We start from the raw sequence: 22,165 nt of genomic DNA, 5'->3' as shown, positions 1-22,165 counted from the left end.
CGCTGTCGCTACGTTGCCTCATGCCGGCATCAAATTCGGCTGAGTAGCTTCTCGCCATCTGGACGTAGCTCACCCTTGGGTGAAACATGCCGATACAGGGTCTGCCGCGTGACGCCAAGTTCCTGGCACAGGTCGCCGACCTTGGTCTCTGGCTGACCCATTGCCGCCATCGCCAGCCGCAGCTTGGCGGCGGTCATCTTGAACGGCCGGCCGCCTTTCCGCCCGCGCGCGCGGGCCGAGGCTAGGCCGGCAATCGTGCGCTCCGCGATCAACTCGCGCTCGAACTCGGCCAGGGCGGCGAAGATGCCAAAGACCAGCTTGCCGGCGGCGGTCGTGGTGTCGATGGCCGCGCCGTGCCCGGTTAATACCTTCAAGCCGATGCCGCGCCCAGTCAGGTCGTGCACGGTGTTGATGAGATGTCGCAGGTCGCGTCCGAGCCGATCCAGTTTCCACACGACCAGTGTGTCGCCAGTTCGCAACGCCTTCAGGCAGCTCGTCAAGCCGGGCCGATCCTCGCGCATGCCGGATGCCTGGTCCTCGTAAAGATGTACTGGATCGACCCCGGCGGCAATCAGCGCGTCGCGCTGCAAATCGGTAGCCTGGGAGCCGTCCGCCTTCGATACCCGCATGTAGCCTATCAGCATGTCGTACCTGTCACATATACGTTCGATTATGTGACAGTGTGAGCCAGAAAGTTCTCGCCGTCAAAAACTGTCACTTAACCCGTCATTTAGTCTAAGACCTGCAAACGGCCATTCAGGCTCGTAATGTGACAAAAACTCCGGCGGGATGCCCTCCTTGGTGAACGTGGCGCGCAAACGTTCCAGGGATTCGGGGTCGCGTCGCCCGTAGGACGCCAGTGTGAACAGCAAGCGGGCCGTCTCCGGGTTGTGTCGCGCTTCAATGATGGCCTCATCGATGGCCTGGGCTGCTCGTTGCCAGTGGTTGATGGGTTCCGGCTTCGGCACCTTCGCCGGCAGGCCGTTGGTGAAACCAGTGTGCGGCTCCGTCTGAAACAGCGCGGCCTGTTCCCCGCGCGGGATCAGCGCCTTTGACTCGATCAGCGTGATGGCGGTGGCCGCCGCCTCCAGCATCTGCCACTGCACCGCCGGGGCCAGAATCTCGTAGGGACGCCACAGACTCTGCCCGGCGCGCAGCGGATGGCCGCAGCGCTCCCAGACATGGCGGATGCTCGCCGAGCAACTGCCGCAGTGCGAGAGCGGCGTGTTCAGCTCATCAAGCAGGGTGCGCAGCAGCCGGAACCACAAGCCGGCGTGGACACGCCGACGCGGCAGCTCCACAAAACCCGTCGTCAGCGCCTGCCAGGTGCGCCGGTCCATGCAGGCGATTGCGTCATCGGCAGGGCGCGGCGCAGCATCGGCGATTTCCCACTGAAGATACCGGCCGGGCATGCCCCAGTAGGACTCCAGCCAGCAGCCATGCTGCGGGCAGCTCAGCATCAAGGGGAGCTGCCAGACGAGTAGCACAGCTTGATTCGTTGGATCGTTCAGACACTGCGGACACGCCCGGCGAATCGTCTGGCTCGGTAGCCAGGCACGCCAGCGAGTGATGGACCGCACCTTGCGGGTGCGCTTGGGCAGGAGCACCGCGCATTGGAATGTATAGGTTTCCAAGGCTGCTGGTACCGAATCGTCGAGACTGTCGAGCAGCCACGGCACCCAGCCTGCAAGACTCATGCTGCGCAACCGCTCCAGCTCGACGCCACTGCGCTGGCAGAGCGCCGTCAGCAACGACAAGGATGGTGCGGTATCCAGGTCATCAAGTTGGCTGTGACCAAGATCGTGGGCCAGCAGCTCGTGCACGTCCATCTGGTAGCAGGCGGCGACCCGGTTGAGCCATGAGGACAGGGCTTCGCCTTCCTTGGGTGCCGGATGCAGCGGCCAGCGCGGCGCGGACTTCACATCAGTTCCCGCTCGAACTGTCGCCGCCGCTCACTGGGGCCGATGTAGTCGGCCATGCTGAGCGTGCGGTGGTTGATCGCTTCCTCGCCACTCTCCACGGCGGCGACGGCCGCCGCCACCAGCAGATGTGCAAGCTCGCCGATGGTGCCTTCGCTCCGGGTGAGCAGGTAGCGGGCCATGTCCAGCGTGGCAATCGGGGATGGCCGCCGTAGCGGGAGTGACGCCGCGAAGCTGGCCAGCAGCGAGCAGCAGTCCTCATTGGCCTCCCACGGCGGCAGCAGCATCGGCTCGAAGCGGTTTTCCAACTGATCGTCCGAACGGATGGCCAGGTACGCCTCGCGCGTGCCGACCCCGACCAGGGGGATACGCAGCTCGTTGCCGAGGAAGCGCAGCAGGTTGAGGAACTCGCGCCGGTTAACGCTGTTGCCAGCCAGTACATTGTGCAGTTCGTCGATCACCAGCATGCGCACGCCGACCTTGCGCAGCAGGGCCAGCGCCAGTTGCTCCATTTCCGGCAGCCGTGGGCGCGGGCGCAGCGGCGCGCCCATCGCAGCCAGCAGCGCGACATAGAAGCGGATCACCGATGGCTCTGACGGCATCTGCACGACCAGCACCGGGATATGTTCTTGGTCAGCGTCGGTGCCGACCGGGTGCGCCCGCCGGAATTTCTCGACGATCATCGACTTGCCGTTGTTGGTGGGGCCGACCAGCAGCAGGTTTGGCATGCGTTGCTTGTTCGGCCACGCATACAGAGTTTCCAGCCGGTTCAGCGCCTCGACCGCGCGCGGGTAGCCGATCCAGCGGTCGGCGCGAATGCGCTGGATGCGCTCGTCTGCCGGCAGCCTGGCCAAACCCTGTGCCGCTGGCAGCAGGTGGGACAGGTCAATGACGGGATATTCGTCCACGGCTACCACTCCTCGATCTGATCGAACGGTTTGGCCGGCGGCAGGTTGTCTGCCTGCGGGTCAGCCATGTCCACATCCGGCGGTATGGGCTTGGCCGGTGGCTCCGACGTCTTGAGGTGCTGGCGGCGATCAGCGTCGCGCCGCGCCTTGCGCGTGGCCTTCTGGGCGGTGGTCACGATCTCGCGCATCTGCCCGATCATGCGGAACAGCGCCGACTCGTCCACCTGCTCGCGCCCGAGCTGACGCAATTTGGCCAGCGCCTGGCGTTGTTCCCAGAGGGTGACGGCCGGATGGGACAAGGTGCGGTAGTGGATCTCCAGATAGTGCTGACCTTCCGGTTCCAGTACCCAGATGCGGCTGATGTCGCGCGGATCGCGCCGGATCAGGAAGGCGGGCAAGCGCTCGCGCCGGGCAATCCACGGCTTGAGGGCGTCGGCGTAGTAGTGGATGTGGTCGATGACAAAGCCGGTGCGGGTCAGGGTGCGGCGGATCACCGGCAGGAAATCGACCAAAAACGCGGTGGGGCGGGTAACGACGGCCGGGACGCCAACGCGCTCCACGGCCTCGGCCCAGCGCGCGGCCGGCGGCTGGAGCAGGCCGTTGTGCACGGAGCCGTGATAGGTGCCTACCGCCAACGCGAGCCAGCGCTCCAGCTCGCGCAGCGTCAGGGTGGCCATCTTCTCGGAATCGTACTCGCCGCGCTGGCCGGGATTGGAGAAGGTCGTCCCCGGTAATTCGTCGTGGATCATCTGCATCGCCGTGCCGATGATCCGTTCCACGATGCCGCCGTAGTGCGGCTGGCCTGGTGGGCGATAGTCCAGCCGGATGCCATGCTGTTCGCAGCCACGGCGCAGCGCTTCGCTTTTGAACTCGGCCGCGTTGTCCAGATAGAGCAGCCTGGGCTTGCCGCTCATCGGCCAGTCCATTTCCACATTCAGCCCTTCCAGCCAGGGCCGCTTGTCGCAGGCGGCATGCGCGAGGCATAGGCCGACCGAGACGGCGGACGGCGCTTCCAGCGTGACCACCATGCCGAGTACGCAGCGCGTGAACACGTCGATGGCGAGGGTCAAATATGGGCGGCCAATCGGTTGCCGGTCGCGCTCGTCGACCACGATCAGGTCGATGACGGTGTGGTCGATCTGCACCTGTTCCAGCGGCATGGTGACTTCTGGCGGAATGCCACCCGCGCCTTGCAAGGGACGGGCAGCGTCCTGCCCGCCCCGGCTGCGGGCTATTTTCGCCGGGTGTAGTCCGGCAATCCGCTGGGCCACGGTGTTGCGCGCCGGCACCGGCAGCTTCTGGGTTTTGCACGCCTGCGCGACTTCGCGGTGGAACGCCGCCAGGCTGCGTTTCTGCTTGGTCAGGAAGCGCTTTTGCAGCAGCTCGCGGATGATGCGCTCGACCGGTTCCGGCAAGCGCCCCTTGCCTTTGCCGCCGCCGGATCGGCCGGGCGTCAGGTCTGTTACCAGGCCAGTACCCTGCCGGGCGCGACGGATCAGGACATATACCTGTCGCCGGGACAGGCCCAGCGCTTGGGCTGCCTCATCGGCGGCTTCATGCCCGACCACCTCAAGCGCTGCCAGTGGCCCGATGATTTCCGTCCGGTGCCGGGCTTGCGCCCATGCCTCGTCGGGCAGGGTGGCCACGCCTTGCGCGGCAATCGGTGGAGTGTCTGATGTCATGCCCAAACCTCGCTTTGGTGCACACGAGTATTGAGCATAGTCGAGATTGGTGCAGACGACTCCTGATATTGGGCTGTCAGGAGCCGTATGCACACCAGGCGTTACATCCAGTCAGATGGTGCGGTCGTCTTCTGAAAACGACACTAATTATACATGTTGTTTTTGTCTACCCAAATTATCCAAGAACGGGCTTGTACGAGCCACTGAGATATAGTTTTACCAACAAATCCCATAGAATTACCAAAATGCAACTATATTGAAGGGATGCAAGATGGGATTCGTTGTAGGGTCTGAGGTGCAACGGAACGTAAAACCGGGTTAAGGGCCAAGTCTGTCAAGTTGAGGTCATAGACGGTGACACATGAGCGTCAGAGAATTTGTAAATCAACCCTATTCTGACGCTCTTACAACCGTGTCCTTGACGTCAGATTGAAGCGTACCTGTACGGTACAATGCTCAACAAGCAACTTCCGCTTTCGGCCAAAAGCAGCCCTTTATAAATTTGTCAGATTACGTCCCGGCCCTGAGCGGCTGACACAACGAGGTTGCTCTTTGCCAAAGGCTCACTGGCTTGGAGTGCAGCAACCCAAGTGTTGGTATCAACGACAGCGGCCCAGTTTGAATGAAGCAAAACCATGAGAGTTTTATGGACTTGTTGAGCGGACGCATGACCGGCCTCATTGGCTATGTCAATAGCACCCGTCGCGTCCGAAAGGACCTCGACGTTAAAGCCCCGAGGCTCAGCATCAGCTGCGGAAGAAAGTATGCAGTTGTTAGTCATGTATCCGACGAGGGTGATCGTATCGATCCCGTTGTCACGTAGCCATGCGTCGAGGTCAGTTCCAGCGAAGATACTGCCAAACTGTTTATTGATACGCTTGGCAGCCTTGCTCTCACATTGAGCAACTTCGGGATGATTCTGGAAGGTGGCTGAGCCTGAGCCGAAGACTGGGGCGTCTGTCGGCAGTTCATGCTGGACCAGCACGATTGGAGTATCGGCATTCAAAGCGGCGTTAATCGCCTCACTGATGCGTGCAACGGACCCCTCGCGAGCAGGATACTGAATCGGAAGTTGACCCTCGAAATATTCCTGCTGGACATCGATAATTATGAGGGCTCGGCTTGGTGCGGTCATGGCGTACTCCGTTTCTAAGGTATGGTCACTGAATCTTGAGATCGCTATTTCCGGTAAGGGATGTTACGGTCATCAAGATTCGATATGGGGGACTGGCATTAGAACTTTAGTACCTCGCCATCGTCCGGGATGCGCACGCGGTCGCCGATCTTATGCTCTTTTACATGGTCGCGTAGTTCCTTTCGGCTCAGCGTCATATGGTTGATGGCATCCATGTGGGTGGCGATGATGGTTGCGTTGGGCATGGCCTTCCAAGCGTGCAGTACATCGTCCTTCCCCATGATGATGGAGCCGGCGTAACCCTTCATGCGGGCGTCACCTGTGTTGAGGATGACCACGTCGGGCTTGAACTTGGCCAGCGTGCTATCGACTGTTGCGTTCCATATTGTGTCACCCACGATATAGACGGTCTTGGCGCCCGGTGCCTGGAACACAACACCCATCGCCTCGCCCAGCGCGTCGCCGAGCGGCTTTTTGCTGTACATCTCTTCGGTACCATGCCGGCCGCCAGTTTTGGTCAGGCGCACTCCTTCGAACTCGGTGCTGTCGGTCATAATGCGGACATTGGTATAACCCTGGCCGCGTATTACCTTGGCGTCAGCTTCATGCTGGACAAACAGCGGCATCGCTTTCGGGATGAATTTGTGGTCACCGCCGTCCCAATGGTCGAGGTGAGTATGGGTGACGATCACCGCGTCCACGCCGCTCATGATGTCCTTCACAGGCAATGGCAACTCTACCGTCGGGTTGCGCAACTCGCTGTGGAAGGTGTCTGGAAAGCCGGGGTAAGTCCCCTTCTTTGCCAGGAAGGGATCGACCAGGAAGGTCTTACCGGCGTAATCGATCTTGGCCGTGGCGTTGCGGATCTGCTGGACCTGAACCGTTGCGTTGGCAGTGGCAACGCCGGTGCCAGCGTGGGCGGTGAACCCGGCGGTGCCGGCAGCCAGTGCCATAGCTATGACGAGGGTTTTGAGGGTTTTCATCTTCTTGCTCCGGTAATTAAGTATCGACAAGCAGCATTATGGTGGGGTCAACGCGAACATAAAATCGACCCGAATGCCAAGTATCGAAACTTTTGGGCCAAAACTAGCTAACATATGACCACCATGCGAAAAAAGCCCCCCGTTGTTGCCCTCATCCTCTATTCGGACTTCAGCCCGTTTCACTTTTCGGTTCCGTACCTGGTCTTTAGCGCCGAGCAACCAGAGGGACCGCTATTCGATTTGCGCATCGTCTCCTCAGGCGCGCGCTCGCTCAGCGCCGAGCGTGCCTTGACGGTGCATCCCGATGGCGGGCTTGAACTGGCGGAAACGGCGGATATCCTGGTGATGCCGGGGTGGCACGATCTGAACACCCGTCCTGGAGACGACCTGGTGGCTGTGCTGTCGCGCGCCCACGCCAGGGGGGCGCACGTGGTGGGACTATGTTATGGCGCCTATCCGCTGGCGTATGCCGGCCTGCTCGACGGCAAGCGCGCATGCACGCACTGGATGGCGGAGCAGGATTTCTGCCAACGCTTCCCGCGTATCAAGCTCGATATGAATGCGCTGTATGTCGACGAGGACAAGCTGATCACCTCGGCGGGCACCGGCGCCGGACTCGATTGCTGCCTGTACCTGCTGCGCGAATATTACGGCGCCCGCGTGGCCAACAAGGTGGCGCGCACCATGGTCATACCGCCTCACCGCGAGGGTGGCCAGGCCCAGTTCATCGAGCAACCTGTAGCCGCGTCCACCCAGGATGCGCAGCTCAACATCTTGCTCGACTATCTGCGCAACAACCTCGACCGGACACACAGCATCGATGACCTGGCCGAGCGCATCGCCATGAGCCGCCGCACCTTTACCCGCCACTTCAGCAAGGCGACCGGCATGACGCTGGTCGACTGGCTGGTCAATGAACGCCTTCGCCTGACGCGCGAACTTCTGGAAACGACATCTCTGTCGATCGACAGGATTGCGGGTATGGCGGGGTTCCAGACGCCAACCTCATTCCGCCAACACTTCAAAAAGCGGTTTCAGGTCAGCCCCAGTGACTGGCGCAAGACCTTCAGTCCTATGACGTAGCCAGATGTGCCGCCCGATAAGCCTACGTTAATTTAGCTATTGGTCAGGATTTGCGCTGAACAGACGCTCACGTCAAAGGTCTGCTTTGGGTCGGCAGCAGCCGTTCGTGACAGACGGCGAGAATGTTCACCCTGGCAACGTGCTACGCTATGCCGACCGTCCGCAACCGGCCAAAAGCAGACTTACACAGCAGCGTTAGAGGTTCTGATGACCGTGTTTGAAATACACTCTACATCAAATGCTGACGGCTCGTTTGCTGCGGAGTGGTTCAATGATGATGTGTGCTTGTGGAACGATGGCCGCCTTTCCTTGGCAGCGCTGCTCTACCAAGCATGGGTGCCGCCATTACTCAAGTTGCATTGTTCTGAGCATGAGGCGACTAACTTTCTCTCCGCACTGAGCAGGACCCGGCTGGCGCGCGGCGTCAGGTGCAGCGCCCCGAGGTTGCGCTCGCCAGCTTGCGCTGGAAGTCGGCGGCCGCGCGCTCTTGGACCACTAGCCCCACAGTATGGTGAAAGGGAGGCGGCACCATGCTTCCCGTCGCAGCGATCGCATGTATCAGTTTCAGCTCGCGGTCGAAATACTGCACGTCGTAGTTCGCCGTCCATGCGCCGAAGAAGGGGTAGCTGACCCGGATACCGACCACAGCAATGGCGCCCCCCTTGAGCTTCATCGCGCTCGGGAAGTCCGGTGCGATCAGGACGTCGCCGAAGCAGCGTTTTAGGGTCCTGGTGATCAGCAGGACGCTGTTTTTCGGGTCCTCAGACGCGCGGTGCTGGGCCAGGAAGCCGAACAGGTCCGGCGTATCGCCGCGAACGGCCTGGTCGAACGCGTCGAAGTAGTTCAAGGTAGCGTCCGAGGAACGAGCTGGGATCAGCACAATACCGGCGCCCATCGCCGGGCCACCAGCGGGCAGAGCGGCTCCGGCATCGGCGTTTCGGTCGATCAAGCCAGACAGGTTCGTAAGGGCGGCGAACGAATCGCCCGATGCAGCCGGACGCAAGGCCTGGCGCACTGCCTCCTTGTCGATGCCGGTCGCTCCCTCGACGAGGGCGTTCAGCGCGATGTCGCGGTTCACCTGGCCGGTGATTCCCTGGCTGGCGTTGCTCAGGATGCTCCGCGTGGCGCCGGCGAGGAGCGAGCGCCACATCTGTTGCTCGTCCGAAAGCTGCGCCATCGGCGCCTCGAGGGTGCCACGGCTGGCGCTGTCGAACAAGCGCTGCGACTCCGATCCCTGTCTGGTCGGGAACCCACTCAAGTCGACTTGCGGCACCTTAATCCGGTCTTCAATTTCGCCCGCCAGTTCCGCGAGGCCTTTCGCCTTCAGGCCTTGGGCGATGCGGGCCAGCGCGGCCCGGCTGGCGGCTCGATCCGCCGAATCGACCTGCGGGTCGTCCAGGACCGCCCGGTAGACCACGAGTGCGTCGATTACGGCCCCGTCGCGGTCGAGCCGGGCGGCCCGGTCGAGCAGCGGGCCGGCCAGTGCCAGCCCGCCGGCGGCGCACAATAGCCAGGCCACGGCGAACGACAGGATCAGATGGCAGCAGGATCGCATCGCCGGATCACCGCGTGCAATCCGCATTGAGCTTCAACCAGTCCGCTTCGGAATGGGCCAGGAGCGCACGCGACCTGGTCGGGTCGAGCAGGACTTCGCAAGTACGTGCCTTGCCCGCGGGCGCAAGACGCGGCGCTGCGCGATGCCGGGGCGGCACCTTTAGACTAGCCACAAGCGTTTTGACGTCGGGCGCCCGCGCCTTGTGGCGCTGGTATTGCTCGAGCAGGCCGTCGCGCTCCAGCAGTTCTTCGATGCGCCGCTGCGCTGCGCTGTTGACGAGCGCAGACAGCGCCTGAAGCTCGCGCCGCGGTGTAGCGGTCGATTCCGTGGCAAGGACGTTCGACAGCACCATCCCAGGTAAGCCGAGCGACAGATGGTTCAGCGCGATCTTGACCGGCTCGGGCAGGGATTCCTCGACAGCCGCTTCGGCAAGCGTGTGAACCGCCGCCGAGATTGCCTCAGCCGCGGCGTCTGACTTCGCGTCCTCGCTGCCCTTTGCTCCATCATCCGCATTCGCCATCTGCGTCGACGCCATGGCCTGGAAGCGGCCGGAGAGTGCCACCACGTCGGGCACCGTCTGCGCCGCCTTGAATTCGCGCATCGTCTGGTCCGCCGCGGCATAGATATTCGGCGGAAGCGGTCCGGCGCCTGCCAGGCAGACCACGCTCATCCACAAAGCCATACAGACTCGTCGAAGAATAAGTGCGTTCATTACATGGGACAGGAGGCGCTTTTCCGGTGTTGATAGTGCCATTCTACTCAGGGCTTGGTCCTTTTTATACTCGCAATCATGTCAGTGGCATAAATGCCACAAAGACCATGCCGGCCGACCGGAAGGCTTGCCGCAAAGTCAAGCCCGGCGCTGGTTTCGGCTGGGTGAGAAGACAGGTCCGCTTTGGGGCGATTTCAGTCGTACGCAGCCCGGTCCTGGCATTAACCTTACCGGCTGTTCTTAGCCGGACTGATGCCATGGCCAAAGCCTCATTTCCGATGAACTCTGGTCCCTTATAGCCGTTCGCTCTCAGTGCACCCGCCGTCTCCGAAAGGTGGTCAACCACGCGTCGGTGACCGGGCGACATTGACTGAGATTTTGTTCGGCATCAGGACTGGAATACCATGGGAATATCTGCCGCGTGAGCTTGGGTGCGGTAGCGGAATCGACGGTGCTGATCTGGCTGAGCAGCATGGTCGGCGGAATTGGAGCGCCCCAAGGGGCCAAACCTGTGCAGAAGCGATTCCGTGAACAAACTTACCCAGCCGCAGACGCCTGAGCTGCACATTGAAAAGTTTGAAACGCCGCTCCGAGAAGAAAACCAGTGAAAAACAAGCGGCCCAATCTTGCGAGGGGACTGTTGTCGTTGTACTGCCAAGGCGACGCCTTCGGGAATTTTAAAATTACTGTTCCGAATTCCCGTAGGCGTTGCGCCTAATCCAGTTGCGTATCGCCAGAAAGATCGCGAACTGGGCACGGAAATCTTGTGCCATCACTTCTTTTGTATATTGAAAGAATTCTTTCATTTCCACTCCTTAGATCACCTTATACGTTGATCCGAATGTAGCACTGAATCTCTTTAGGATCAATTGGCAAGAACTTTTTCGGAAACGCCAAGACATGGTCTGTAATGCCCGATGCGCTCGCACGACAGATGCCATCCTCTTACGCAGCAATTGCGTGAAGTTCGGGAATTCCCGAGCGAAAGTTGACGTCTGCTTGCCTCAGAATCCAAGCTTCCAGCTTCTCATGATGAATGCGGAGCAGATCCAACGGCCGATTCGTATAGTGTTTCTCAACCGTAGCACTCGGCTTATGCCCTTGAATTTGGGCGATCACACCAGCTGGCAGGTCGAGCCATTCCGACAGTGACTTGAACGATCGCCTCAGCCCGTGCAACGTTAGCCCATCGATACCAGCAACCGCACACACGGAGTTGAGCTGATAGTTCGGACTAGTGATATGTCCACTTTTCGTACTTGAAAACACCCAGTCATTGCGGCGGGGTAGGGAAGCAAGTAGGGTTGCTACGTATGGGGTCAGCGGAATCTCCCGCTCACCCTCTACCTTGTCCCTGATCGTAAGCCCCTTCCATCGAAGGTTCAGATCTTCCCACTTCATTCCCATGATTTCGCCCGGCCGCGCCCCGGTGAGAAGCAGCGTCTGCAAGTACGCCGCCATCACCGGGTTTCCAAGACTACGGACTGCGGCAAACCACGCTGCGAGTTGTTCCCGCTGTAGCGAGTCACGTTTGACGCCAGGCTTGCCCAGGACCTCCCGAGCCCGCTTGCTGCGGGCAGCATTGGTGGTAACGGCGCTGCCATAGACAGGATGTTCGATGCACCAGTTCAGAAAAGCCTTGAGCATACGGTGCGCAAGTCTGGCACTTGTCGGCCTTTTGGTCGCCTCTACCTTTGCCCATGTTTCGATTCGTTCTGGTACGAGATCGACAAGGCGAATACCGGCGAGAGCCGCGAGCGGGCCAGGTTCCGTCACCTTTTTCTTACTTCGCGTCCGCGGTTCCCCACCTTCCTTGATGAGTTTGAAGTGGTCAGCGCGGTGGCGCTCGCCCCAGTGCGGCGACCGGTCTGCAACATACGTTTCCCAGACTGTCTTTAAAGTGAGGGCATCGCGTGCTGCAGCATGTTTCGCAGCCTCTTCAGTGGCAGCCTTCTCGGCTGCAGCCGCCTTCATGGCCTCGATTTCGTCTTGCTTGACTTGGCGTGGATCCTTGCCGCTGTCGACGATGGTTTGCAGCCTCCTGGCTTCGCTCTCGGCCTGTTCGATCGTCCAAGCCTGCGGTGAGCCGATGGTGATCCGAATTGTCTTTCCGGCTAAGGTTGATTGAAAGATGAATGCTTTGGCTCCGGTGCTGGTGACCCGCAGCGCTAGCTGATGCACCGTCGCGTGCCACAGGAACGACTGCGATTTCCCGTCCTCGCACCTGAAGGCCTCGATGCGGCCTGCTGTCAGTTTTACTCTCGACATTCGTTGCTGTGTCCTTGTCCGCTGATGAGTTCCATGTAACGGCTGTGTAAGTGAATTTCGAGTATATCAATAAATTCTCATCAACACCAAGAACCACCTGGAAAATCATAGGACGATGATTTTTAAGGTTTTTTTCGAAATCTTCAACATTGATCAACGCGCCTGAATACCCATTTTTGCGGACTCATAATCCGTTGGTGCCCGGTTCGACTCCGGGGAGGCCTACCAACCTATGCAATCAAGCCTCAGCCCGGTCCCCCGACCGGGCTTTGTTGCTTTTGCGCTAGAGATAACGCAAGATGCATGGATCAGCCAGCCCACCAAGGACGATCCATGAACAAAGCCGGGAACCATTTCGCCTCGACCTTAAAACGCGCCACCCTGCTGTGCTGCCTGCTGGCCCCCAGCGCCTTCGCCACTAACATCCTCTTCATCGGCAACAGCTTCACCTTCGCCGCCGGCACGCCGATCATGAATTACCGGTCGGCCACCGTGACCGACCTGAATAAAAACAATACCGGCGGCGTCCCGGCCCTGTTCAAATCGTTCACCGTCCAGGCTGGCCTCGACTACGACGTGGCGCTCGAAACGAATCCCGGCGTCGGCATCGACTGGCATTTGAAGAACGCCCTGAACAAGATCAACCAGCAAGGCTGGGACACGGTCGTGCTGCAGAGCTACAGCACGCTCGATGCCGATCGCCCCGGCGATCCCGCGACCCTGGTCCGCTCCGTCAAGCGCATGGCGGAGGTCCTGAAGGAAAAGAATCCCAAGGTCGATGTGCGCCTGATGTCGACCTGGTCGCGCGCGGACCAGACCTATGAGCGCACCGGCCACTGGTACGGCAAGCCGATCGACGTCATGGCCACCGATGTGCGGGCGGGCTATGACAAGGCCGCGGCCGGTTCTCCGATCGTGAAGGGCGTGATTCCGGTCGGCGAAGCCTGGGGCAGGGCGATCCGTACCGGCATCGCGGATTCCAATCCCTACGATGGCATCGATGCGGGCAAGGTCAATCTCTGGGGCAGCGACAACTACCACGCCAGCGTGTACGGCTACTACCTGGAAGCGCTGACGATTTTCGGCAGCGTCACCGGGCGCGATCCGCGCTCGCTGGGCCAGGGAGAGTGCTCCGCCGCCGACCTCGGCATCGCGCCGGCGCAAGCCGCCGCCCTGCAGAACGTCGCATTCGAGCAACTGAGCGTGGCCGGCGCCGCCATGGTCCTGTCGGCACCGGCCAAGCCGGTCGCGTGTTCCTCGTTGAAGTAATCCATTCCATAAGTCATCCAACCCAGCGCGCCCATCCGGGGCGCGCCGTCAAGCCGCCGGCCTGCCCTGTTGCAACCAGACGCCGTTGTAATAACAAAACAATTGACAAAAAACAGCAGTCGCAGCACTATCGGCAATAAGGCTGTGGGAACGATTCCAATTTGGAGACAAGGGCAGTCTCACGAGACCTTTTCAAAACAATTAAACCTATCCAAAAAGGAAGGCTGCATCACATGAAGAACACAGCGACCCCCAAGTCCTCCCAGCGTTTCCAGATCAGGCCAATTGCAGCGGCGACGCTGGTCCTGATTTCCGGCGCCGCCTTTGCGCAGGAAGCCGCCGACCCGCAGGTGGTCGTGGTGACGGGTATCCGCAAAGGTATTGAAAGCGCGATCACCGCCAAGAAGAATTCCAACCTGATCATCGAAGCGGTGTCGGCGGAAGACCTCGGCAAGCTGCCCGATTCCAGTATCGCCGACTCGATCGCCCGCCTGCCGGGCCTGGCGGCGCAGCGTATCGACGGCCGCCCGTCGGCCATCTCGATCCGCGGCCTGGGCCCGGACTATGCCGGTTCGGTGATCAATGGCCGTGAAGTGGTCAGCTCCGGCGACGGCCGTGCCGCCGAGTACGACCAGTTCCCGTCCGAGCTGGTGAACCAGGTGCTGGTCTACAAGACCCCGGATGCGACGCTGGTCGGCCAGGGGCTGTCGGGCACGATCGATATCCGTCCCGCCATGCCGCTGGATTTCCGCGGCCGTCAAATGGCGATCAACGTGCGTGGTGAGAAAAATTCCTATGGCAAGCTGAACGCCAATGGCAACGGCGGCTGGGGCAACCGCGTCAGCGCTTCCTACATCAACCAGTTCATGGACAATACGGTCGGCTTCTCGATCGGCTTTGCCCACCTCGATTCGCCTGGCCAGGCCAAGAATTACGAAGCCTGGAAGTATGGCGACTACGTCGGAGAGTGGGGCGCCGGCGCGACCGGTATCCCGGCCGGCGCCGTCGCGTCGCAGGGCTTCACCGCGAGTAACGTCTCCAGCAAGCAGGTGCGCGATGGCTTGATGAGCGTGCTGGAATACCGCCCCAGCAAGACCTTCCGCACCGCGGTGGACCTGTACTACTCCAAGTTCACCCAGGACCGCATCACCAACCAGTGGACCGGCGACCTGGGACTGTGGGGCAGCCCGGCATCGGCCTATTCGAACGTCGGCACGACCACCGCGAACGGCAATACCGTGGTGGCGAGCGGCACGGTGGCCAACGGCACCAATATCATCGACGACAAGAATTTCAACCGTACCGACGATATCCGTTCGGGCGGCTGGAAGAGCGAACTCAAGCTGGACTCGAAATGGACCGCCACCCTGGACCTGGGCCTGTCGAAGGCCAAGCGGCATGAGCGCCTGATCGAGTCGATCGCCACCGGTGTACCCGGCAGCGCGACCTTTAATTTCTCCGGACTGGACAACGACACCAACCCGGGCTGGTCGACCAACCAGGACCTGACCAATCCGGCCAACCTGATGCTGACCAACAGCCCGAGCTGGGCGCAGCTGGTCACCCCGAGCTATACCGACCAGATCAAGTCCCTGCGCCTGAGCTTCGAACGCACGCTGGACAGCACCATCTTCAGCAAGCTGCACTTCGGCGCGAACCAGACCCGCCGCGACAAGCTGGTCAACAACCAGGAATACCAGCTGACGCTGCCAACGGACAGCATGCCGATCCCGGCTGGCGCCCTGGCCGGCAACACCCACATCAGCATGGGCAATATCCATAACGATATTCTGGCCTGGGATGTGCCGAGCGTCCTCGGACTGTACACCGCCACCCCCAAGAATCCGTGGAACGCCAAGGACCAGCACTATGGTATCCATGAAAAAATCTCGACTGCCTACGTCAAGCTGGATATCGACAGCAGCGTTGGCAGCGTTCCCGTGCGCGGCAACGTCGGCGTGCAGGCCGTGCATTCCCAGCAGATCTCGAATGGCTTTGCCTGGAACGACGGCGGCGGATCGCCTGGCGCACCGTCTGCCGGCAGCGTGATCCCGGTCACCGGCGGCGCGACCTACAACGACTACCTGCCCAGCCTGAACCTGAATTTCGAACTGGTGTCGGACCTGTACGCCCGTGTCGGCGTGGCCAAGACGATGGCCCGCCCGCGCATGGATGACATGCGTGCCGGCGCCGACCAGCCCAAGCTGACCGCCGTGACGCTCGGCTCGAATATCGGCCTGTGGGGGGCCAACGGAGGCGGCAAACCGGACCTGCAGCCGTGGCGCGCCAATGCCTTCGACTTCTCGCTGGAAAAGTATTTCGGCACGCGCAGCTATATTTCGGCCGCCACCTTCTACAAGAAGATGAAAAGCTTCATCTACAACCAGACCACGGTGCGTGACTTCAGCGGCTTCCCGAACTATTCGGACCTGACCCCGGGCTGCCCTGTGTCGAACCAGTCCTGCGACCCGAACCTGGGCACGATTTCGACCATGGCGAATGGCGAAGGTGGCAAGGTGTGGGGCATGGAGCTGAGCGCATCGCTCGACGGCGGGCTCGTGAGCCCCGCGCTGTCCGGCTACGGCGTCGTCGCCAGCGTCTCCGGCACCCGGAACAGCCTGCCGAACGATAACAACGGCAACAAGATCAACCTGGATGGTTTCTCGGGCGTCGTCAACAGTCTGACCGCGTACTACGAGAAGAACGGCTTCTCGACCAGGGTCAGCCGCCGTTACCGTTCGGCCTTCACCGCCTCGACCCACGGCCTGCTGCTGGCCACGGAATATTCCTCGCATATCGCCGCCGAGACCCAGTACGACTTCCAGCTCGGTTATTCGTTCGAGCAGGGCGCGTACAAGGGCCTGTCGATCCTGCTGCAGGTCAACAACGTCACCGACGAGCCGTCGGTGCAGACCGCAGGACCCGAGGTGGGCGGCAACGGCAAAGGACTGCTGCCATGGAAGTACAACACCTACGGCCGCCAGTTCCTGCTGGGCGCCAACTACAAGTTCTGATCCAGGCTTGACCCCAACCCCTGCCGGCATCCAGGCAGGGGTTTTTTTTATCCAAAAATTCAGAGACGCAGATGCAAAACAAAAACATCCGGGACATCGTGATCGTCGGCGGCGGCACCGCGGGCTGGATGACCGCCGCGGCCATGGCGCGCATCCTGAAGGGCGACTACCGTATCCGGCTGGTCGAATCCGACGACATCGGCATCATCGGAGTCGGCGAGGCCAGCATTCCTCACCTGGCCACCTTCAATTCCATCCTCCGTATCGACGAAGCCGAGTTCATGCGGGCCACCCAGGGCACGTTCAAGCTGGGCGTCGAGTTCGTCAACTGGGGCGCCATCGGCGACCGTTACGTGCACGGCTTCGGCAAACTCGGTCCCGACCTGGACGGTTTGCCCTTCCACCATTTCTGGCTGCGCCAGCTGCAGGAAGGCCAGGCCGCCGACCTCGGCAAATTTTCGATCAATACGGCGGCGGCGCAACAGGCCAAATACATGCGCGCACCAAGCGACATGGCCGGTTCCCCGCTGAGCGAGATCGTGCAGGCCTACCATTTCGATGCCAGCCTGTATGCCCGCTACCTGCGCAAGCTGGCCGAGCAGGGGGGCGTGAAGCGCATCGAGGGCAAGATCGTGCAGGTGCTGCAACGTCCCGCCGACGGCTTCATCGAATCCGTCGTCCTGGAAAGCGGAGAACAGGTCGGCGGCGACCTGTTCATCGACTGCTCCGGCCTGCGCGGCCTGCTGATCGAGCAGACTCTCAAGACCGGCTACGAGGACTGGTCGCACTGGCTGCCCTGCGACCGGGCGATCGCGGTGCCCTGCACCTCGGTCGAGCCCCTGATTCCGATGACGCGCGCCACCGCCCATTCGGCCGGCTGGCAATGGCGGATTCCGCTGCAGCACCGGATCGGCAACGGCCATGTCTACTGCAGCGGATTCATGAACCAGGACGAGGCGACGTCGATCCTGCTGAATCACCTGGACGGACGCCAGCTGGCCGAGCCGCGTCACATCTCCTATGTGTCCGGGCGGCGCAAGAAAATCTGGAACAAGAACTGCGTGGCGATCGGACTTGCCGCCGGATTCTTCGAACCCATCGAATCGACCAATATCCACCTGGTCCAGACCGGCATCCTGCGCCTGTTGACGATGTTCCCCCGCGCAGGCTTCGACCAGGCCGACATCGACGAAGCCAATGCCCAGGCGCAGAACGAGTACGAACGCATCCGCGACTTCATCATCCTGCATTACAAGGCCACGCAGCGCGACGATTCGCCGTTCTGGAACTACTGCCGCAACATGGAAATCCCGGACACCTTGCAGCACAAGCTCGACCTCTACCGCAGCAATGGCCGCCTGACCCATGCCGACAAGGACCTGTTCGGCGACGTCAGCTGGCTGCAAGTGATGCATGGCCAGCGCATCCGGGCCAATGGCCATCACCCGTTTGCCGACGTCCGTCCGGCCAGCGAGGTGGCCGAGTTCCTGGGGGACGTCGAACGGGTGGTCCAGAAATGCGTCGACTTCATGCCGACCCACGCCGACCTCATCCGCCAGTATTGCGCCGCCCCCGCCGAACGCTGAGAAAGAAACGACCATGCTGATCGAAAAAAAAACCAGGCTCCTGCGCCTGGCGGTGGCCTGCCTGATGGCGTCCGCCGTCGCCATCGCGGCCCAGGCCGCCCCCACGCTTGCCGGCGCCGACGCGGTCATCCCGCAGCCCGCGCACGCCACCGCCGGCCAGGGCGTGTTCGTGCTGACCCGCGATACGCCGGTCGTCGGCCGCGGCGCTGCCGCCGCGACGGCGGCCCAGCTGGCGGCGGCCATGCATCTCCCGCTCGGCGCCGGCAAGGGCCGGGCGATCGAACTGGAGATCGTGCCGGCCGCGGCGGGCATCCGTCCCGAAGGCTATACCTTGTCGCTCACGCCGGAACGGATCCGCATCCGCGCGGCCGACAGCGCCGGCCTGTTCTACGGTGCCCAGAGCCTGCGCCAGCTCGCGCTGGCCGCGAAGGGCGCGCCGCTGCCCGCGCTGGAGATCCTTGACGCGCCGCGCTTCGCCTGGCGCGGCCTGCTGGTGGACGTGGCCAACCGCTTCTTCCCGACATCGACGCTGATGGCGGTCATGGACCAGATGGCCTACTACAAGCTGAACGTCCTGCACCTGCACCTGACCGACCACAGCGGCTGGCGCGTGGCCATCCCGGCCTATCCGAAGCTGACGGAAAACCAGAACGGCGAGTTCTATACCGCCGACGACATCAAGGCCCTGGTCGCCTATGCCGCCGAGCGCCATATCACGATCGTGCCCACGGTCGAGATGCCCGGCCATGCCGGCACCTCGGCGCGCGCCTACCCCGAGTTCTTCGATGGCGGCGGCAGCATCAACCCGGCCAATCCGGAAAGCTACCGCTTCATCCAGGCCGTGTTCGCGGAAGTGGCCCGCCTGTTCCCGTCGCCGGTAATGCATTTCGGCGGCGACGAGCTGGCGCTGGGGAACAACTGGGACAAGCTGCCGGACATCCAGGCCCTGCGCCGGCAACTGGGCGCGAAGGACCTGCACGCCGTCGAGGGGTATTTCGACCGCCGCGTGGCCGACATCATCCGCGGCCTGGGCCGCACGCCCATGGCATGGGACGAGGCCTTCAGCGCCGGCGTCGACAAGGGCACGATCGTCCAGTGGTGGCGCAAGGCCCATCCGGAGGCGCGCGACCAGGCCGTAAGAGGCGGCTACGACGTGGTGCTGTCGCCGGTGGACCAGGTGTACTTCGATTATCCGCAGGGCCTGGGCGAGCCGGGCGCGCCGTGGGAGGGCAACGACAACGGCCCGACCTCGCTGGCCAAGGTGCTGGCATGGGAGCCGGTTCCGGCGGACTATTCGCCGGCCGACCGCGCCCACGTGCGCGGCGTGGAAGCCGCCATGTGGACCGAATTCACCCGCACCGAGAGCTTCCTGCAGTTCATGCTGTACCCGCGCATGATGGGGTTTGCGGAAGTCGCCTGGTCGCCGGCCGGCAAGCGCGACCTGGAGAAATTCGAAGCGCGCCTGAAGCCGCAGATCGAACAGCTCGACGCGGCCGGCATCAACTCGCGGCATGGGCCGGACGACGCATCGAAGTATATGGTGCATTGAAGCTGGCGTGGTGCTAATGTCGGTCGTCTAAGGACGTCGTCCCCGCGCAGGCGGGGACCCAATTTCCTCGGCGCTTCGACAGGACAAGCGGAACTTCGGTTCCCGCCTGCGCGGGAACGACGTGTTCACGCTTACGGCGCGGTGCCGGGCTTAATGCGTCATGTACCCGGACGCATCCCATGGCCCGCCGCGCACGGTGCGGCCGAGCGCGCGCCAGCGGGCCACGTGCGGCGCCACGCGTTCGGCGAAGGCTTCCGGCGTGGCGCGGGGCTGCATGCGCCACGCCACTTCGGCCACCGCCGCCAGGCGCGGGTAGAGCATGAATTCGAAATAGGATTCGCTGCGTACCAGTTCGGTCCACAAGGCCGCTTCGACGCCGACGATGCGGCCCGGCTGTTGCGCGTCGAGACCCGCCGGCATCGGTTCCCAGGCCGCGATCTTCTCCACCGACATCGGGCCGCCGAGATTGCCGCCCCAGGGCGCGCCCGGCTCGCCCGGGCCCTGCGGATAATCGAGGTACATCCGGTCGGCCGGCGACAGCACGACCTGCTGCCCGCGCTCGAGCGCCGCGCGCAGCACCTCGGGCTTGTCCATGCGCCACCACTGCACCAGCGTGCCGGCATCCAGCCCGGCGGGGACGACCTCGTCCCAGCCCATGGGCGTGCGGCCATGCTTGCGGATCAGCTGCGCGACGCGCCGCGCGAATTCGGCTTCGACCGCCTTGAAGTCGGGTTCCTTCGACGACGGGGCGAGTTCGCGCGCCATCGCCACCACGTCCGGCATCCGGCTCCAGCCGGTGTCGTTGGCATCGACCTCGTCGCCGCCGAAGTGGAGCACGCGGCCAGGGAACAGCCGGGCCACCTCCGCCAACACATCGTCGATGAAGCGATAGGTGCCGGGATGCGCGGGGTTGAAGGTGTGGCCGCCATCGAAGAATTCCGGATAGGCGCGCGCGGCGGCGCCGGCATGGCCCGGCATCTCGATTTCCGGCACCACCTCGATCTGGCGCTCGGCCGCGTAGCGGACGATGGCCGCGATATCGTCGGCGGAATAGAACTGCGCCGGGCCGTCCGGATTGCTCATGTTGCCGCGCGCGCCCACCGTCGCCAGCTTCGGATAGCCACGGATCGGGATGCGCCAGCCGTTGTCGTCCGTCAGGTGCAGGTGCAGGACGTTGAGCTTGTAGGCCGCCATGCTGTCGATCACGCGCTTGATCGTTGCCACGCCGAAGAAGTGGCGCGCCATGTCCAGCGTCAGGCCGCGCCAGGCGAAGCGCGGGGCGTCGCTGATGTCCAGGGCCGGCACCGCGACCGCCGGATTGCCGCCGGTGCGGCGCGCGGCCTCGCCGGGCGGCAGCATCTGCAGCAGGGTCTGCGCGCCGTTGAAGGCGCCCGCGGGATCGGCGGCGTGGATCGTGATCGCCGATGCGCGCACTTGCAGGCGGTAGGCGCCGGCCCTGGCGCCGTCCATCGGGGCCTGCACGAAGCGGATCTGGCGCCCCCGGCCCCTTGCTCGCACACGCAGGCCCAGTGACGCGGCCAGCAAGCCCGCCGGCTGCGACAGGGCGGCGGGTGCGACCACCTGCACGCCCTGGTCCAGCGCGAACGGCGCCTGGCCCGCCGCCAGCGTCAGCGACTGCGGCTGCGGCACCAGCGCCGTCGGCGCGATGCCAGCGGGCGCGGGCGTCTTTTCCTTGAACTTGCCGGAAAAGTAGAGCACCTGGTATTGGATGGCATTGGCCCAGTAGTCCCAGGTATGCCCGCCCGGACGTTCGGTGTAGTCGTGAGGCACCTTCAGTTCGAGCAGGCGCTGGTGCAGCGCCCGGTTCGCCGGCGCGAAGAAATCGTCGACCCCGCAATCGATCGCCAGCGCGATATCGCCGGCGCTGAAGCGCTGCGCGTTGTTGACGATGGCCTGGTCGTTCCAGTAGCCGCTGTTCGCGGCCGGATCGCCGAATGCGCCAGCGAGGTTCCACTTGTCCGCGAAAGGGCGCGGATCGACGCCGCCGCTGATGCTGCCGGCGGCGCCGAAGGTGCCGGCATGGCCGAGGGCGATGTGCAGCGCGCCGAAGCCGCCCATGCTCAGGCCGGTGATCGCGCGTGCCTTCCTGTGCGCCAGGGTGCGAAAGCGCGCGTCGACGAAGCGCACGACTTCCTCGCCCACATAGGTCTCGTACCTGTCCCCGGGCCGCGCCGGGCTGTCCACATACCATTTGTCATGGCCGCCATCGGGCATGACGACGATCATGCCGTAGGCGTCGGCCAGTTCGCCGATCCTGCTCTTCGACGCCCAGTCGGTGTCGTTGCCCGCCCAGCCGTGCAGCAGGTAGAGCGTCGGGAACCGGCTTTCGCCCTTGCGGTAGGCGTCGGGCAGGATCACCGTGCCGTTCGGCGCCTTCTGCATCGACGGGCTGGGAATCGGCAGCCGGATCGTCTCGAAGGCCCGGGCCGGCGCCAGCATCGCCAGCGCGCACGCCAGGACGCCTGCTTTCAACATGTGCTT

Annotated in this window: 16 protein-coding genes and 2 pseudogenes; 6 read left to right on the top strand and 12 right to left on the bottom strand. The window is 62.8% G+C overall.

Annotated features, from left to right (window positions below; all coding sequences use genetic code 11):
* Nucleotides 1-29 precede the first annotated feature (29 nt).
* The 6 genes from AC3A6M_RS02025 to AC3A6M_RS02000 form a co-directional block, all read right to left on the bottom strand.
* On the bottom strand, nt 30-644 hold the full coding sequence (locus tag AC3A6M_RS02025) for a recombinase family protein (protein WP_000904941.1): 615 nt from the start codon (nt 642-644) through the stop codon (nt 30-32).
* 60 nt (nt 645-704) lie between these two features.
* Nucleotides 705-1,922, bottom strand: coding sequence for a TniQ family protein (locus AC3A6M_RS02020; protein WP_003465063.1), 1,218 nt, complete (start codon nt 1,920-1,922; stop codon nt 705-707).
* Nucleotides 1,919-2,827 carry a TniB family NTP-binding protein gene (locus AC3A6M_RS02015; RefSeq protein WP_003465065.1) on the bottom strand — a complete coding sequence of 303 codons (909 nt, stop codon included), beginning with the start codon at nt 2,825-2,827 and terminating at the stop codon, nt 1,919-1,921. Before AC3A6M_RS02015 ends, AC3A6M_RS02020 begins: the two co-directional genes overlap by 4 nt.
* A gap of 2 nt (nt 2,828-2,829) precedes the next feature.
* Nucleotides 2,830-4,509 (bottom strand): Mu transposase C-terminal domain-containing protein, encoded by a 1,680-nt coding sequence (locus AC3A6M_RS02010; protein ID WP_003465068.1) that lies wholly within the window; start codon nt 4,507-4,509, stop codon nt 2,830-2,832.
* Nucleotides 4,510-5,014: 505 nt separating this feature from the next.
* The gene (locus tag AC3A6M_RS02005) at nt 5,015-5,644 is read right to left on the bottom strand and encodes an isochorismatase family protein (protein WP_487851080.1); all 630 of its coding nucleotides are present in this window, start codon (nt 5,642-5,644) and stop codon (nt 5,015-5,017) included.
* Between the two features lie 98 nt (nt 5,645-5,742).
* On the bottom strand, nt 5,743-6,627 hold the full coding sequence (locus AC3A6M_RS02000; protein ID WP_487851079.1) for an MBL fold metallo-hydrolase: 885 nt from the start codon (nt 6,625-6,627) through the stop codon (nt 5,743-5,745).
* 114 nt (nt 6,628-6,741) lie between these two features.
* Here AC3A6M_RS02000 and AC3A6M_RS01995 point away from each other — a divergent pair, with 114 nt between their 5' ends.
* Nucleotides 6,742-7,710, top strand: a complete 969-nt coding sequence (locus AC3A6M_RS01995) for a GlxA family transcriptional regulator (protein WP_487851078.1) — start codon at nt 6,742-6,744, stop codon at nt 7,708-7,710.
* A 424-nt stretch (nt 7,711-8,134) separates the two neighbouring features.
* On the opposite strand, the gene AC3A6M_RS01990 is transcribed toward AC3A6M_RS01995, so the two are convergent.
* Both AC3A6M_RS01990 and AC3A6M_RS01985 read right to left on the bottom strand, forming a co-directional pair.
* Nucleotides 8,135-9,292 carry a hypothetical protein gene (locus tag AC3A6M_RS01990; RefSeq protein ID WP_487851077.1) on the bottom strand — a complete coding sequence of 386 codons (1,158 nt, stop codon included), beginning with the start codon at nt 9,290-9,292 and terminating at the stop codon, nt 8,135-8,137.
* Complete coding sequence (locus AC3A6M_RS01985) at nt 9,273-9,947, bottom strand: hypothetical protein (protein WP_487851076.1); 675 nt, start codon at nt 9,945-9,947, stop codon at nt 9,273-9,275. Before AC3A6M_RS01985 ends, AC3A6M_RS01990 begins: the two co-directional genes overlap by 20 nt.
* A gap of 301 nt (nt 9,948-10,248) precedes the next feature.
* Between AC3A6M_RS01985 and AC3A6M_RS01980 the strand changes: the two are divergent.
* Nucleotides 10,249-10,424, top strand: a pseudogene (locus AC3A6M_RS01980) (transposase); the annotation flags it as partial.
* A gap of 236 nt (nt 10,425-10,660) precedes the next feature.
* Here the strand turns inward: AC3A6M_RS01980 and AC3A6M_RS01975 are convergent.
* Nucleotides 10,661-10,783: a hypothetical protein gene (locus tag AC3A6M_RS01975; protein WP_487851075.1), complete on the bottom strand. Its 123-nt coding sequence runs from the start codon at nt 10,781-10,783 to the stop codon at nt 10,661-10,663.
* Nucleotides 10,784-10,922: 139 nt separating this feature from the next.
* Nucleotides 10,923-12,245 (bottom strand): tyrosine-type recombinase/integrase, encoded by a 1,323-nt coding sequence (locus AC3A6M_RS01970; RefSeq protein WP_487851074.1) that lies wholly within the window; start codon nt 12,243-12,245, stop codon nt 10,923-10,925.
* Between the two features lie 333 nt (nt 12,246-12,578).
* On the opposite strand from AC3A6M_RS01970, the gene AC3A6M_RS01965 reads away from it, so the two are divergent.
* The 4 genes from AC3A6M_RS01965 (at nt 12,579) to AC3A6M_RS01950 (ending at nt 19,663) form a co-directional block, all read left to right on the top strand.
* Complete coding sequence (locus tag AC3A6M_RS01965; protein WP_487851073.1) at nt 12,579-13,514, top strand: PEP-CTERM sorting domain-containing protein; 936 nt, start codon at nt 12,579-12,581, stop codon at nt 13,512-13,514.
* A 233-nt stretch (nt 13,515-13,747) separates the two neighbouring features.
* Nucleotides 13,748-16,528 (top strand): TonB-dependent receptor, encoded by a 2,781-nt coding sequence (locus tag AC3A6M_RS01960; protein WP_487851072.1) that lies wholly within the window; start codon nt 13,748-13,750, stop codon nt 16,526-16,528.
* Nucleotides 16,529-16,599: 71 nt separating this feature from the next.
* Entirely contained in the window at nt 16,600-18,114 is a 1,515-nt protein-coding gene (locus tag AC3A6M_RS01955; protein WP_487851071.1) for a tryptophan halogenase family protein, read from the top strand.
* A gap of 13 nt (nt 18,115-18,127) precedes the next feature.
* Nucleotides 18,128-19,663: a beta-N-acetylhexosaminidase gene (locus tag AC3A6M_RS01950; RefSeq protein WP_487851070.1), complete on the top strand. Its 1,536-nt coding sequence runs from the start codon at nt 18,128-18,130 to the stop codon at nt 19,661-19,663.
* A gap of 150 nt (nt 19,664-19,813) precedes the next feature.
* Here the strand turns inward: AC3A6M_RS01950 and AC3A6M_RS01945 are convergent, their stop codons facing one another.
* Together AC3A6M_RS01945 and AC3A6M_RS01940 are read right to left on the bottom strand one after the other, a co-directional pair.
* Complete coding sequence (locus AC3A6M_RS01945; protein WP_487851218.1) at nt 19,814-21,382, bottom strand: beta-N-acetylhexosaminidase; 1,569 nt, start codon at nt 21,380-21,382, stop codon at nt 19,814-19,816.
* Nucleotides 21,356-22,159: pseudogene (locus AC3A6M_RS01940) on the bottom strand (alpha/beta hydrolase); the annotation flags it as partial. The pseudogene AC3A6M_RS01940 and the gene AC3A6M_RS01945, both read right to left, overlap by 27 nt.
* Between the last annotated feature and the right edge of the window lie 6 nt (nt 22,160-22,165).

It is taken from the genome of Telluria sp. Soil_C_11, assembly GCF_057657395.1.
This window is presented reverse-complemented; position numbering and strand designations above follow the sequence as displayed.